Here is a 14,911-nt window from a genome sequence, read left to right on the forward strand (position 1 = left end):
CCTATCAAAACAATTGGGATGGCACTTTTCAGGGAAAGCCCTTGATGGCCGAAGCTTATTACTTTGTTATTAAATCCAGTAAAGAAACGATCAAATCAGGTACTGTTACTATCATCCGGTAATTTGAAAACATAAACTCAATCCCTATGAAAAAGATATTATTCTTATGGTTCCTATGTATACAGCTTAGTGCAATTGCTCAGCAGTTGCCTTTGCAAAGCCAGTTTTTTCTGAATCCTTATGCTTATAATCCTGCCTATGTAGGATCAAATGGGTATACTGAGGTGTTTATGACTCACAGAAGACAATGGGTAGGAATTGAGGGAGCACCCGTTACTTCCCGAATAAGTGTACACCTGCCAACAAAAGGGAAACTGGTTTATGGAGTTAATCTATACAATGATAAAAGAGGAATTTTATCTACTACAAGCAGTGTTTTTACCGTAGGATACAGAGCACAACTAGGTAAAGATCAGTTTTTAAAAGCTGGTATTTCTGGAGGTGTAGGAATGAATGGAATTGATATTTCGAGAGTAGAAAACTCTTCTGACCCTGCTATTGCTAATGCTGTCAACAATGCATTTTTTTTTGATGGCAATGCAGGAGTTAGCTATCAATTTAAGCATTTGAATATAGGGGTTTCTTTACCTAAAATTTTCTCTAAGAACATGATCTTTGCGGATGAGTTTAACAACTTAGAAGTAAAAAGATTAGATCATTTTTTATTTAATGCTTCCTATAAGCTTTCTTTATCCAGAGGGGCTGTGGTTGTGGAGCCTCAAGTAATTTACCAAACTGCTGAAGGTTTACCCAGCCAGTTTGAAGGAGCGGCAGTGGTCTATCTGAAAGATCTTATATGGTTTGGTGGTTCATATCGTCAGAACAATGGCCCTGCAGCTTTTGCAGGTGTGAGAATTAGCAACAACCTACGTCTAGGGTATGCTTATGAAACTACTCCCACCAGAACTATTGGTTTCTCAAACGCTTCGCATGAATTAACGTTAAATATGCGTTTTGGTCCTAAAAAAGAGCCTAAGAAAACAGCCATTTTAGGAAATAATGCTGTTGCACGCAAAGAAGTAGAAAGAGAAAAACAGGCTTTCAAAGAAAACAATATAAACCCAGAAAAATTAAAGAAAGTAGAACCTGAAAAAGTTGAGAAGCAGCTATCAAACTTGCCGGCAGCAACGAACCAGTCTACTTCAACACATACTCCTGCTCAACGTATAGACTCTACCCCTGCTAAAGCCACTGAAACGGGTAAGCAAAATAAATCTATTCAGCCAACCCAGCAGACCAAAGGGCAAGCCGCTACTCCTGCAAATAATGTTCCCAATACAGAAACAGATGAGTCAATCAATCCTATCAAAAAATATAATGGAGAAGTAGCAACTAAGCCAGAGGAAAAAGTGGCTGAGCAAAAGAAAGAAAATAAACTGGAACTAACCAAAGGCCATTATGTTGTTGTAAGTGCTTTCCGAATTTTTGATAATGCTTTTAAATACCATGAAGCCCTCTCGGACAGATTTATGGATTGCCAATACGGTTATAGTTCTAAATCATTTTATTACTATACATATGTTTTCTCTTCACAAGATATTACCAAAGCCCGCCAGGAAAGAGACAAACTCAGAAAACTTAAAGGATTTGGCAATACTTGGGTATTAACAGTTGAGTAAAAGTGTAGTGCTGTAGAATTTGTTTGTATTCAAAAAAGACCTCAAGTAGTTTTGAGGTCTTTTTTGTAATATATCTCCTGCCTTTTGAACTTTTAATCTGTTTAAATTCACCAATTATGTGCTAAGAATCAATAACTATTATGACATTTTCATGATAAAATAGTAATAAATAAACATTTTTTTAGAATTTTAGAAATCTTATACAATAGATTCCTTACTTTTGAGTTACAGAACTGTATGTTAGACATAGCGTAAGATTTACTAATTAAATCAAAGTTTACTCTACAGCATATCATTTCACCAGCATGTAAATCTTCAACCAGCAGTATAAAAAGGCTTTCCGGCCCATAATAATACAATCGGTCAAGAGAACCGATGTAACAAATTAAGATTGTTTAAAAAGTATCCCTTAATTCTGTTCACTACAGATTGACTAATGATGAGTTAGTAAAATCAGTGTGGAACGTTAAACAACTTACCATTAATACATAGAATTATATAGGTTTATCCACAAATAAACCTAAAGAATATACACTTTAAACTTTTGCATTATGAATCAACCTATTACCCTTCTGCACAGAGGTGCACGTAGCCTTCTATGTTTGCACCAAAAAATTACCCCAAACACCCAATTCCTTATTATCTCTGGATTAACACTTATTACAGTATTTTTTTCAATCTTTCCTGGATATGCTCAAAAACGTATTGGACTACATGTAACTCAGGAAGAGTTAGACATTTGGAGAAGTAGGGCACGTACGGCCGCCTATATGGAGAAAACAGGCCCTTATCAAAAAACGAATGATGTTTCTGCAAATTCTCCTGGCGACTGGGACAGAATTTTAAAAAATGCCAATGATTTTGTAGCTAATCCTTCTGCCGACCGCTGGAGTGCATATACCGGTGGTGGTTGTGTACCTAGGTGGTCAGCAGAACCTGGCACACGTGGCGAGAAAATGAGAGATGCCGGATTTGCCTATCTGATCACCAGCGATAAGCGATACAGTGAAGCTGTTCGTAAAGAACTATTGGCACATGCCAACAACTCGCTGCTTGATTTTTCTAATAAAAGTCGTTGGTGTGAAGGAGTTTTAGACGATATAAACCCAGGCTTTTTTATTGCCGAATGGATGTCCAGACTATTGGTTGGATATGATTACATCCGAACTACGGTTTCGCAAGACGAAAGAGCTAAGTTAGATAAGTGGTTTGCCAATGCTGCTTTTTATTTTCAACGGGAGGTAGACCGGCATATTAACAAATTCTTTGTAGACCGCAATAGTGAAAATTATACCCTAACCCTGTATGGAAATAATAGTGGGGCTAAAAGGTATAGTGCAATCAGCCATTATGGCGGAAGGCAAATTTCAAATCTGGCAAAAGTATACAATAACCGCAGAGGTTCCATGGTTAGGTTCTATGCATTGGTAGGAATACAGCAAAACATTACTCCATTGAAACATAGTGCTAAACTCTATGTAAAAGAATGGTTGCGGTTTAGCACCTTTCCAGATGGAATAATCAGTGAGTTCTACCGGTGGACCTCCAGTCAACCAGATTTGGGCTGGGCATATGCAACCTTTTGTGTAGCTCAGGCACTGGACGTAGCAGATCATTTTGCCAGAGCCGGAGATATGGAATTGTACCGCTATTCTACCTCTCAAGGTTTAGTTGGTACAGAAGGAGGCAATAAAAATATTCAACTGACTATTAAAAACTTATTGCAATACCTGGATGGATCTGTAAAACGATATGCTACTACATCTGCTTCGGATGTAGGAAAACAGCACAAGCTGATTGATGGGATAATGCCCGGCTGGGAAGTAGTAAGCGATATATGGTTTGCTCAAGGAAATGTTTTCTACAAAGATAATTACATAAAAAACGCATACTTACGTAAAAACTCAGGTACCCGCCAATATCCGTATCAACAGGCAAGCGCCGGACCAACCAGTGGCTGGTCTGGGGCAGGAGGCATTTATCCTGGTAAACTCTTTATGTTCGGGCAAATGGAAGGCAAAGTATGGCCGTATTATACAGGTTCGGGAACACCACCTACCCATGCGCCTACCCCTGCTTCAGGTCCTACTAACCATGAGGGAGAAAACACGACTATTACAGTAAATGCCTGGAGCACTCCTGCTGCCGGAGTATATGCCCATTTCAACGTGTTAATCAATGGAATTAAACTGGACGACGCTTTTGCCAACAGCCGCTCCGAAAAGCAATATCGCTTCAGTACTAAGCTCAAACCAAGCGAAATTAACTCAATAATTATCCATTTCGATAACAATGGCGTACATGGCCGGGAAGACAGAAATTTGTATGTAAAGTCTATTGTAGTAGGAAGTGCAACCTATCCTTCTACAGGGAGCAATGTTACATACGATAAAGGTGCCCTGGATGGGAAAGATGTGGAAAAGGGCACTCAGACTATTGCCTGGAATGGTGGATTAATATTTAAGCTTTCTGGCAAAGCCCCTTCACAGGATAAACCACCGGTTAATGAGCCACCGGTAGAAGAACCGCCGGTAGTCAACAATCCAAATCCAGGCACTGGCTCGAATGCTATCACAATTAATGCCTGGAGTAATCCAGCGGGAGGTATTTATGCACATTTTAATGTATTAGTGAATGGAACAAAAATCGGAGAAGCTTTTGCCAACAGCCGGACTGAAAAGCCATTTAAGTTTAATACTACTCTCAAAGGCAGTGAAATCAATTCGGTAATTGTTCATTTTGATAATAATGGCGTGCACGGCCGGGAAGACAGAGATTTATATGTTAGATCTATTATAGTAGGAGGTGCAACCTATCCTTCTACAGGTAGTAATGTCACGTATGATAAAAACTCTATTGACGGAAAAGATGTAGTAAAAGGAAACCTGGTTATGCCTTGGAACGGTGGGTTAATATTCAAACTTTCCGGCAAGGCTCCTGATAATGGTCCTGTGGTAACCAATCCCCCTTCTACTCCATCACCCTCTGGCAGCAGCAAAATTGCTGTTACTGCCTATGGATCGAAAGCAGGTGGCCAGTATGCCCATTTTAATCTGTTGGTAAACGGAGCAAAAGTAGGTGAAGCCACTACCACCGGTTCTCAGAAAGTATATACTTTTACTGCTAAAATAGCACCCGGCAGCATCCGGACGGTTACTGTTCACTTTGACAATGATGCAAATATTAAAAATGAAGACAGAAATTTGACAGTAAAATCTTTGGCAGTCAATAATTCTACTTACAAGCCAACAGGAAGCAATGTATTTCTAGACAAAGGTGAATTGGATGGGAAAGACATCCGGTCTGGCCGTGAATTAATTCCATGGGATGCCGGGTTAGTATTCAACATCAATGGTGCAAATGCCAGAGGAGACTTCAGCGAAGAGAACTCTCAAGAAATTATTTCCGGGCTACAGGTATCACCCAATCCAACTAAAGGCAAATTCAATCTGCAATTAACCAAAAGTGATCTGGCAGATGACGTAGTATATATTGCTGTGTACGATGTTATTGGAAAACTTTATTATGAAGAAATGTTAAGGTCCACAGAAAGCATCCTTCAGAAAAATTTAGACTTGTCTGCTATTCCGGAAGGCATGTATTTAGTGAAAGTACGTACAAATACACAGGAAATAGTGAAGAAATTAATTAAAGAATAAGTTAGTTTCAGAGTCAATATATGCCTAGCTATACCTTTGTGTATAGCTAGGCATTTTTTTATATAAATGATTACCTTGCATCTGGGTGCAAATAATTGCAAAATTATTTGACTAAGTAGCCGAAAGCTTTATATTCACATGCTTGACTACTGACAGATAGCTGGCATTTATTTGATATGGCATCTGGCCACCCTTAATTCTACCCAACATGATCTATACAAACCGCAGAAACATTTTAAAGAGCTTAGCTTTCGGTAGCGCGGCTACCTTATTTTCTCCCCATAGTTTACTGGCTGCTACTTTACAACAAAAAAACCGCTTAGGTGTTGCCCTGGTAGGACTTGGGTATTATAGTACAGATTTGCTGGCACCTGCCCTGCAACAAACGAAACATTGTTACCTGGCAGGTATTGTAACTGGCACTCCTTCAAAAGCGGAGGAATGGAAGAAAAAATACAATATCCCTGATAAAAATATTTATAACTATCAGAATTTTAATCAGATAGCGAATAACCTTGATATTGATGTTATATATGTGGTTCTTCCACCTTCAATGCATAAAGAATACGTGGTAAAAGCTGCCAATGCAGGGAAACACGTCTGGTGCGAAAAGCCCATGGCCATTAGTGTACAGGAGTGCCAGGAAATGATAGACGCTTGTAAAAAGAACAAAAAGTCCCTGGCCATCGGCTACCGGTTACAACACGAACCTAATACACAAGAGTACCGCCGGATAGTAAAGCAAAAATTATTAGGCAAGGTAAAAAGTGTAACCTGTGGCGCCGGATACCAGGAAAGCCGTACCGATCACTGGAAGCAGAAGAAGGAAATGGGCGGTGGGGTATTGTATGATATGGGCGTTTATTCTATCCAGGGAGCCCGGTTAGGAGCTGGCATGGAGCCTATTTCCGTTGTTTCTGCCAAAACATCCACTTCCCGGCCACAGATTTATAAAAATGGTTTGGACGAAACAACCGAAGCCAAGTTGGAATTTCCAGGTGGAGTACTAGCTGATATTAAAACAAGTTTTGCCGAAAACATCAATTACCTGAATATCATGTGTGAGAAAGGAGATATTAAAATGTCGCCTTATCAGAGTTATGCAGGGGTAAAAGGTACTAGTCCGCTTGGCGAAATTAATCATAGTTACCAGGTTCCCTGGCAGCAAGCCAACCAGATGGATGATGATGCATTAGCTATCATGCAAGGCAAACCCATGCTGGTACCAGGCGAAGAAGGGTTGAGAGATATCCGGATTGTGGAAGCCATTTACAAATCGGCTGCAAGCGGAAAGTCTGTAAAAATCTAGACAAGCAATGGTGTAGAAACCAGAAGTTGCTCATTACCCAAGATATCCAATACTATTTATCCTTCAGGCTATCAAATCTTATGAACGAAAAACAACCCAATCGCCGGAAATTCCTCAAAGAATCCGTAGCCACAGCTGCTGGAATAATTATAACATCGGCTATTCCAACAGAAGCTGTTCGGGCTTCTGCAAATACAGGTCTAACACCATTATCTGCTCCAAATATTCTCACTAAATCAACAGATACTCCCCGCATTAAATTTTCAGCCATTGGACTAAACCATGGACATATTTATGGGCAGGTAGAAGCGGTTATCAGAGGAGGCGGGCAGTTGGTATCCTTCTATGCAAAAGAACCGGATCTGGCCGCAGCGTTCAGTAAACGGTACCCAGATGCTAAAGTAGCCCGTTCAGAAAAAGAAATTCTGGAAGACAAATCCATACAACTGGTAGTCAGCGCTTCTATTCCTGATGAACGTGCCCCTTTAGGCATAGAAGTGATGAAGAATGGCAAAGATTTTATGGTTGACAAGCCAGGCATTACCAGTCTGGAACAGCTGGACCAAGTACGGAAAGTGCAAAAACAGACTGGACGTATTTACTCTATAATGTATAGCGAACGCTTAGAGAACCGGGCTACCGTAAAAGCAGGCGAACTGGTAAAAGCAGGAGCCATTGGTAAGGTAATACAGACGATTGGCTTAGGTCCACACCGGATAAATCTAAAGAGCCGTCCGGAATGGTTTTTCGACCGCAAACGGTTTGGCGGGATTATTTGTGATATTGGTTCGCATCAATGCGATCAATTTTTATTTTTTACAGGTTCTACGAAAGCAGAAATAGTGTCTTCTCAGGTAGGAAATGTACATTATCCCCAATATCCGCTTTTCGAAGATTTTGGCGATGTTGTGATCCGGGGCGATAAAGGAACAGGCTATATCCGGGTAGACTGGTTTACACCAGATGGCCTCAACACCTGGGGAGATGGCAGGCTGACTATCCTGGGAACAGAAGGATATATCGAACTGAGGAAAAATATTGATATTGCCGGTCGACCGGGAGGCAATCACCTGTTTCTGGTAGATAATAAAAACACACAATATATAGATTGCAGCCAAGAAGAACTTCCCTATGGCAAACAATTAGTAGATGATGTATTGAACAGAACACAAACAGCTATGTCTCAGGAACATTGTTTTCTTGCCACAGAAGTAGCTTTGAAAGCTCAAAAACAAGCGCAACAACTAAAAATAAATACATAATGGGTTGGTAGTCAGGTGAGATTAAAAATCAATTACCTGACTACTTTTTTATCTCTTCTGCTCGAAAGTAGCAAATCCCTTGAGTTCATCTGTTTCGTGTACCTCCACTTGGGTTACTCTTGCCCGGTCAGGTCCCTGATGCAGCCACGCAAGTAATTGACGCAGGGCCATTTCATCTCCTTCTGCCTCCAGATAAACACTCCCATCCTTTTCATTTTGCACAAAGCCGGTTAAGCCCAAAGACGCTGCCTGCCGCTGGGTGCTGGCTCTGAAAAAAACTTCCTGCACTTTTCCAAGTACGCGCACAGCCATATGTTTTTTAGTAGGATGGTTCATTGATTTCACTGAGTCTATAAATAGTAGTAAAGCTGGCAAAAGCAAGTTTGATTATGAGCTAAAAAATGAGTTATTTCAGAATAGTAGCTCCTGTAAAATCTGTATGAAATATCTCTTCAGTGCATTTTTCATGTTTCTTTTTTTTGATAGTTCAACCCGGCATCAAAAAAAGTCTGATTCTAACTGGCCGGAATATAATGGTAATGGCGAACAAAGTCATTATTCTCCCCTTCGGCAAATTACAAAAGAAAATGTGGGTAAGGTAAAAGTAGCCTGGGAATATGCTTCTGGAGGAGCAGACACAACCGGGAACCGTAGCCAGATGCAGTGTAATCCTATTATCATAGAGGGAATATTATATGGTGTTTCAGCCAATACACAGGCTTTCGCTTTGGATGCTGCTACTGGCAAGGAAAAATGGAAAACCAGTCTAACAGACAATGGGGGAACCACCAGCCGGGGAGTTACCTATTGGGCCAACGGTAATGATAAACGAATTCTCTTTGGCGCTGGACAATGGCTTTACGCCCTGGATGCTTCTAACGGAAAACTGATAGATAGCTTTGGCCTACATGGACGCATTGACTTAAAAGCTGGTTTAGAACGGCCAGGTGCCGATGAGTATGTACGGTTAAATACGCCAGCTACTGTGTACAAAAATCTGGTGATTGTGGGGGTTAGGCTGTCTGAAGGCGAAACGGCACTCTTGGGAGATATTCGTGCGTATGACATTCGTACAGGAAAAAAAGTATGGACTTTTCATACCATACCAAAGCCAGGCGAACCCGGCTATGAAACCTGGTTTCCTGCCGAGCCTAGGCTGAGGTTAGGGGGTGCCAATTCCTGGGCAGGTATGGCCATAGACCGAAAGCGGGGTATTCTATTTGCACCAACCGGTTCAGCAGCCTATGATTTTCATGGAGGAAACCGAAAAGGAGATAATCTATATGCAAATTGTTTACTCGCCTTGGATGCAGCGACAGGAAAGAAACTATGGCATTTTCAATTTGTTCATCACGATATCTGGGACCGGGATTTGCCCGCACCTCCTAATTTGCTCACTGTTATACATCAGAGAAAAAAAACAGAGGCTGTAGCGCAAGTAACTAAACAAGGGCAGGTATTCGTATTTGACCGGCTTACAGGCAAACCGCTGTTCCCCATTGAAGAACAATCTTTTAGTCAGGACGCTGTAGAAGGCGAATTTACCAGCCCAACTCAGCCAGTGCCACTCAAACCCACTCCTTTTACAAAACAGACCTTCACTGAACAAGATATTAATCCATGGGTAGCGGACAAAGATTCGATACTAGCCCGGTTACGAAAGGCCCGCACCGGAAGTCCTTTTATTCCATTAACAGAAGAAATGACCATTATATTTCCGGGAACGGACGGCGGAGCTCAATGGGGCGGTGCCGCCACTGACTTGGAAGGAATTATCTATATACCTGCCAAACAATTACCCAGCTATTCTTCCTTAACAAAACGTATAAACTCTCCGGATACTCATACTTTAACTGCCAATCAGTTATATCAACAGCACTGCGGCTCCTGTCATGGAACTGACAGGCAAGGCAGCCATGATGGTTCCTACCCTTCTTTAATCAATATTAACAAAAGACTTTCCAGAAAGGCCATTCAAGAAGTATTAATGAAAGGAAAAGGCATGATGCCTTCCTTCTCTCACTTAGCAGAATCTCAACAGAAAACACTCATCAATTTTATTTTGAATAACATTCCAACCGATGAGGTGGTAAGCCAGAAGAAAACAGTTCCCTTTTTTCAGCACATGGGCTATAACCGCTGGTATGACCGGGCGGGCTATCCGGTAAGTACACCACCCTGGGGTACACTCACAGCTATTGACTTAAACTCCGGGGAGCACCTCTGGCAGGTACCACTTGGCGAATACAAAGAATTAACTGCCAAAGGTATACCACCCACCGGCACCGATAATTATGGCGGGCCACTTGTTACCGGAAGTGGGCTATTATTTATTGCCTCCAGCCGGGATGAACAAATACGGTGCTACGACAAAAAGACCGGTAAAATGCTCTGGCAGCATCCATTACCTGCGGCAGGCTACGCCACACCCAGCACCTATTCGGTAAATGGCAAACAATATATTGTGATAGCTTGCGGAGGTGGCAAGCTTAACACAAAATCTGGCGATAAATATATAGCCTTTGCTTTGTAGCCTTCACACCCTAAATAATAAGTAGACAAACTGTGTACAAGCATATGATTGGATTTAACAAATAGATACGCTTTGTGAACGGCTGCTGTATACCCCAAATTGGGTGAGGATTACCAGTTTTCAAGTTCAATCAATGTCAAACAGGCTATGTTCTACCACCTGTCATAATTTCCTCGTATATTAGACCTATTCTCTCGTATATTAGTTTATATAATTATTAAGGTTACATCAATGTTTATTTTTATACTAACAGCATTATCGGCTTTCTTTTTAGGATATATCTATGGAAATAAAATAAAGCCAAATAAAAGGATGCGTAAAGCACTAAATGAAATACAGGAAAAATGCAAAGCCGTTCTGGAAGAAGGCAATAAAGGGGTATACCGGACTATTGTTTCCGATAATAACCAATCTTCAGAATTAACGGTGGAAGTAAAAGAACTGGCTATTACTAAAAATGGACATGTAAAAGTTCAATACTTAAGTGCATTTTATAAGAACCCGGAATTTCGGACAAAGAAGGGCGAAGCCCTGCTGACAGAAGTTCATGGGTTACTGGGAGAGTACCTACCCTTTGAAGAAATTGAGTGGTATGATAACACCGAACGCCATAACTCTATCAGAAATTATTTACATTCTCTTAACAGTAATTCTAACAAACAAATAGGCGCATAAATAACATGGAAAATAAAGAAGTGACGATAGCTGAAAACCAGGAAATGGTGCAGAAAAAAGCGCAGGAGCTTTCAAAAATGATTGATCCTGCTAAACCTGAAACATTAAGCAACTTTGGTGTGGAAACCCAGCGCAAGCTTGGGTATTACTCAAATGAACTACTGACTAAAGTAAAAGTGAAAGATTCAGGGGACGCTGGGGAGGCAATCAATGAACTGCTTACCCAGATCAACATGATCAAGATAGATGAGGAAGATAAACCTAAAGGGTTTTCCCGGATGGTTAGTGGAATCCCTTTTCTGAATAAAGTAGTAGATAAGTCTAAAAGAATCGCCAGCCAATATAACTCTATCTCCGAAAATGTTGATGACGTGGTAGTAAAGCTTGAAAGAACCAGGCAAAGTGTGTTAAAAGATTCTACCAGCCTGGAGGTAATGTTCAAGCAGGCAGTAGAGTACATTTACGAGATCAGAGCGATTATAGCCGCAGGTAAGCTGAAGATAGCAGAACTAGAAAATGTAACCATTCCTCAATTGCAGGCGGAAGTAGAGTCCAGCAACAATGATGAACTGGCCGTTCAGCGGTTAAGCGACATGGTTTCATTCAAAGAACGGCTGGAGAAAAAGGTGCATGATTTTACGCTTTCGCATACCATTGCCACCCAGTCAATGCCTCAAATCCGCATGATTCAGACAACGAATGATGTGCTGGCTCAGAAAATTCAGAATTCTATTGCTACTGTAATCCCTGTATGGCGTCAGCAGGTGGCCATCGCATTGGGCCTGGAAAAACAACGGAAGGCATTAGAGATCCAGAAAAAAGTGACTGATACTACAAATGAAATGCTTTTAAAGAATTCTCAACTGCTGAAAACAAACGTAGTAGCCGCTGCCCAGGAAAATGAACGGGGTATTGTGGACATGGAAACGTTGAAAAAGGTTAACAAAGATATGGTTGAAACGCTGGATGCCGTTATTAAAATATCCGAGGAAGGCAGCCGGAAAAGAGCCGAAGCCGTAAAAGAACTAGCTATTATTCAGGAAGAACTAAATAGCAAGATTTTAGGTACCTTAGGCAAATCTAAAAAAATTGAGAATGAATAATGGATGCAGATAGTAAAAAAAACATACCTCAGGAAACTGTTCTAACGGCTGAACAGGAGGAAATTCTGGACTTATATATCGAAAACCTGGATAGTTTTTTTGAAGAAGTTAAACATGCTGAAAAAACGCAGGTTGAGATAGAAACTATGCACCTGAAACGCCTGCTTTCTAAATGATACAGTTTGTTCGTTCTTTATTTGGCTTAAACGGATCTACCTCCAACAGAAAAGTGATCGGATCGACTACTGGTTTCGATCCGCAGGAGGTAAACTATATTAAAGATTCCAACAAACGGCTGAATACGCTACTGGATCTTCAAAAGAAATACAAGGGAACGCCACATGAAGCCAAGTTGAAACTGGTACTCGAAAAAACGAAAAAGATACACTGGTTTCTGGTTTCTAAAAAAAGGGTGCATGAATTGGAATTGTTTCATATCCGCAATACAGATAATTTTATCAGCACATATGCTTTAATTATTGATGTACACCAGCGGCATAAGGAAAACGCTTTTCACGCTTTAGAGGTAGAAGCAAAGGTAATAGAAGCCAAAAAGCCAGTTGTCCAAGCGCCGCTTCCTCAGGTTGAATCCCCTGCTAATGGTACAAAAGGGGAATTGTTTGATATTGTTGAAAAAGTAAAGCAACGCAACAAGCAAACATCTTCTGTACATGCCTTAGCTGTTGGTACTGAAATACCTAGATTAGCCATTCCGGAGGTGTTTATTAATACGGTAGCCAAAGTATTTTACCAGAAGGAAAACCTGCCTGGTAAGCAAGTGGCCTATGAAATTAGTTTTGTTTCTACTCAGCAGGAAAAAGATGCTTTTCAAGCGTATATCGCAGAACGAATCGGGATGAAAGATATTTATTATGTGGGAAACGCTATTGTCAAACAGCCCGATAGCCGGTCTTCTGCGTTGGAAGAAACAGTGCCGATATTTTATCTCCGCAACTATTTGTATGCCCTTACCATGCACGATTTCCGGATATTCCCGGTAAAAATCTACAGAAATAATCCATACCTGAGTAACGCAGTGTAATGTGAGCCAGCTGATAAACTGGCTCGCGTTACTTATTTTCGCGAAAACATCTCACCTACGAGCCTGTATAGCTAAAAATCTTGCGCAGCCCGTACTTTTGCTTCTAACGTCTTTTTGCTTTCTTCTTCATTTACTTTCGCCTGCATCACTAAATCAGTAATTACTACGGCTGCACTATACCTGGACTTTTCTGCTTGTATACCCAACGAAATTTTTTTACTTTCTATAATCCATGTATCTGTAAATTGATACTGATCGTTTTTTAATTCAATAAAAAGCGGATACCGGGTACTTTTTTCACTTGCCCCATACTTAGCTTCTAATATATCTTTCAAATTTTTCCAGGCCTTTTTTACTGTTGTATCAAACAGAGTAACATATTCAGACTGGCTATTAATGTGTAACGAATAAAGCTTGCCTTCTTTTGTATAAAAGGGGGTTAGGATGTAGGTAAACTCACCTATTTGTTGTGTGGCGTGGCCATATACTTGCTGAACTTCACGTTTGGTCATGCCAAAACGTATCTTGCTATACGCAATTTTGGCATCTTCCATGCGCATTTTAAGCTGTGTACTATCTACCTCTGGTAGCTCTTCTATATTAGCATCTGTTTGTGTAACACTTGTTGCTTTCTTTTTCTGAGGCTTTATTCCCAGCATCTGCAAGTCAATTATACCGGTGGCAACTAGTGCATAGCTTGTAGCAGAAATAATTAACAGCACAAATAAAATTTTCCAGATAATTTTTCTTTTTCTTCTTCTCCTTCGTAAATGGGTTCTCATGTAGGTTAGGGGCCGTGTAATATGCAATGTGTATAAACAAAACAGATCTGTCAGCTGCAAAACGTAGCTAACAAATGTTCTTCATCAGATTCCTATCAGTATGGGTAAGTATACGTAGGTTTATGGATTTAGCCTGTTTTTTCTTTTGGTCAGTAGGGTAAGTAAAGTTGTCAACAATTGTATAACAACGTGCAAAACAAACATCCATACGTTTGGACGATTCTTTTTACCGGAACTATGCCCTATGCGTATTTGATTGGATAAATGGCTTTGAGCATACGTACTGATTCTTTTATAATTTTCATTTTTAGTGGTGGCCATATGTTCAATTGAAAAGTTTGTAGATATACTGGTTTATTGCTTGACATGGAAAGAACTACCACATTTCAGAAAAAGTAGATAAAACAGTTTCCGGGATAACTAGCAGTTTACATTCACAAAAATTATTCTTATTCAAAAACAATTATTGGCTTAAGTTAAGAAGAAGCACTCCTTTATGCAATACCTAATAATGGGTAATTTAGTTTAAAGGTGAGCAGTATAGTTATTTTTCCTCTTTAGGGTAACCACAATTGAATCTTGTCATCATTTAAACAGCTGATTGTATAAAATAATATACTGAAAAAAGCATTTTAATCATTTAACAAAAGTTCAGCGCTTATTTTCTGCCAGAGTGGGTTCTTTCAGTTGTACTGTTTATTCCATGCAGCTTAACTTTTTAGTAGATACATTTTTCTACTATCACTCTGTTTTATCTGTTGGAAATTTGTATAGCATATAGCTTAACCGTTTGAAATAGGTATTGATAAGTAGATCTATTACAAGCTATTACCTACAATTTTTCTTATATTGTGTAACCAACCTAAA

11 protein-coding genes are annotated in these 14,911 nt (G+C 40.2%); 9 read left to right on the top strand and 2 right to left on the bottom strand.

The features are described 5' to 3' along the window. Positions 1 to 146: 146 nt before the first annotated feature. From Q0590_RS30180 to Q0590_RS30195, 4 genes are all read left to right on the top strand, one after another. Positions 147 to 1,679, top strand: a complete 1,533-nt coding sequence (locus Q0590_RS30180; RefSeq protein WP_302041382.1) for a PorP/SprF family type IX secretion system membrane protein — start codon at positions 147 to 149, stop codon at positions 1,677 to 1,679. 551 nt (positions 1,680 to 2,230) lie between these two features. Further along, positions 2,231 to 5,338 carry a carbohydrate-binding domain-containing protein gene (locus Q0590_RS30185; RefSeq protein WP_302041383.1) on the top strand — a complete coding sequence of 1,036 codons (3,108 nt, stop codon included), beginning with the start codon at positions 2,231 to 2,233 and terminating at the stop codon, positions 5,336 to 5,338. Positions 5,339 to 5,546: 208 nt separating this feature from the next. After that, positions 5,547 to 6,647 (top strand): Gfo/Idh/MocA family protein, encoded by a 1,101-nt coding sequence (locus Q0590_RS30190; protein WP_302041384.1) that lies wholly within the window; start codon positions 5,547 to 5,549, stop codon positions 6,645 to 6,647. An 80-nt stretch (positions 6,648 to 6,727) separates the two neighbouring features. Beyond that, positions 6,728 to 7,909: a Gfo/Idh/MocA family protein gene (locus Q0590_RS30195; protein WP_302041385.1), complete on the top strand. Its 1,182-nt coding sequence runs from the start codon at positions 6,728 to 6,730 to the stop codon at positions 7,907 to 7,909. 48 nt (positions 7,910 to 7,957) lie between these two features. On the opposite strand, the gene Q0590_RS30200 is transcribed toward Q0590_RS30195, so the two are convergent. Further along, positions 7,958 to 8,245: an acylphosphatase gene (locus tag Q0590_RS30200; RefSeq protein ID WP_302041386.1), complete on the bottom strand. Its 288-nt coding sequence runs from the start codon at positions 8,243 to 8,245 to the stop codon at positions 7,958 to 7,960. A gap of 103 nt (positions 8,246 to 8,348) precedes the next feature. Here Q0590_RS30200 and Q0590_RS30205 point away from each other — a divergent pair, with 103 nt between their 5' ends. The 5 genes from Q0590_RS30205 (at position 8,349) to Q0590_RS30225 (ending at position 13,262) form a co-directional block, all read left to right on the top strand. Beyond that, positions 8,349 to 10,442 carry an outer membrane protein assembly factor BamB family protein gene (locus Q0590_RS30205; RefSeq protein WP_436714351.1) on the top strand — a complete coding sequence of 698 codons (2,094 nt, stop codon included), beginning with the start codon at positions 8,349 to 8,351 and terminating at the stop codon, positions 10,440 to 10,442. 312 nt (positions 10,443 to 10,754) lie between these two features. Beyond that, complete coding sequence (locus tag Q0590_RS30210) at positions 10,755 to 11,117, top strand: hypothetical protein (RefSeq protein ID WP_302041387.1); 363 nt, start codon at positions 10,755 to 10,757, stop codon at positions 11,115 to 11,117. A 5-nt stretch (positions 11,118 to 11,122) separates the two neighbouring features. Continuing rightward, positions 11,123 to 12,220 (top strand): toxic anion resistance protein, encoded by a 1,098-nt coding sequence (locus tag Q0590_RS30215; protein ID WP_302041388.1) that lies wholly within the window; start codon positions 11,123 to 11,125, stop codon positions 12,218 to 12,220. Continuing rightward, a complete protein-coding gene (locus Q0590_RS30220) occupies positions 12,220 to 12,396 on the top strand; it encodes a hypothetical protein (protein ID WP_302041389.1) in 177 nt (58 codons plus the stop codon). The genes Q0590_RS30215 and Q0590_RS30220 overlap by 1 nt, the downstream gene beginning before the upstream one ends. Next, the gene (locus Q0590_RS30225; RefSeq protein WP_302041390.1) at positions 12,393 to 13,262 is read left to right on the top strand and encodes a hypothetical protein; all 870 of its coding nucleotides are present in this window, start codon (positions 12,393 to 12,395) and stop codon (positions 13,260 to 13,262) included. Before Q0590_RS30220 ends, Q0590_RS30225 begins: the two co-directional genes overlap by 4 nt. A 71-nt stretch (positions 13,263 to 13,333) precedes the next feature. Here Q0590_RS30225 and Q0590_RS30230 read toward each other — a convergent pair whose 3' ends face one another. Next, positions 13,334 to 14,044, bottom strand: a complete 711-nt coding sequence (locus Q0590_RS30230) for a hypothetical protein (RefSeq protein ID WP_302041391.1) — start codon at positions 14,042 to 14,044, stop codon at positions 13,334 to 13,336. Positions 14,045 to 14,911 lie beyond the last annotated feature (867 nt).

Origin of the sequence: Rhodocytophaga aerolata (assembly GCF_030503435.1) — a bacterium.
Taxonomy (GTDB): domain Bacteria; phylum Bacteroidota; class Bacteroidia; order Cytophagales; family 172606-1; genus Rhodocytophaga; species Rhodocytophaga aerolata.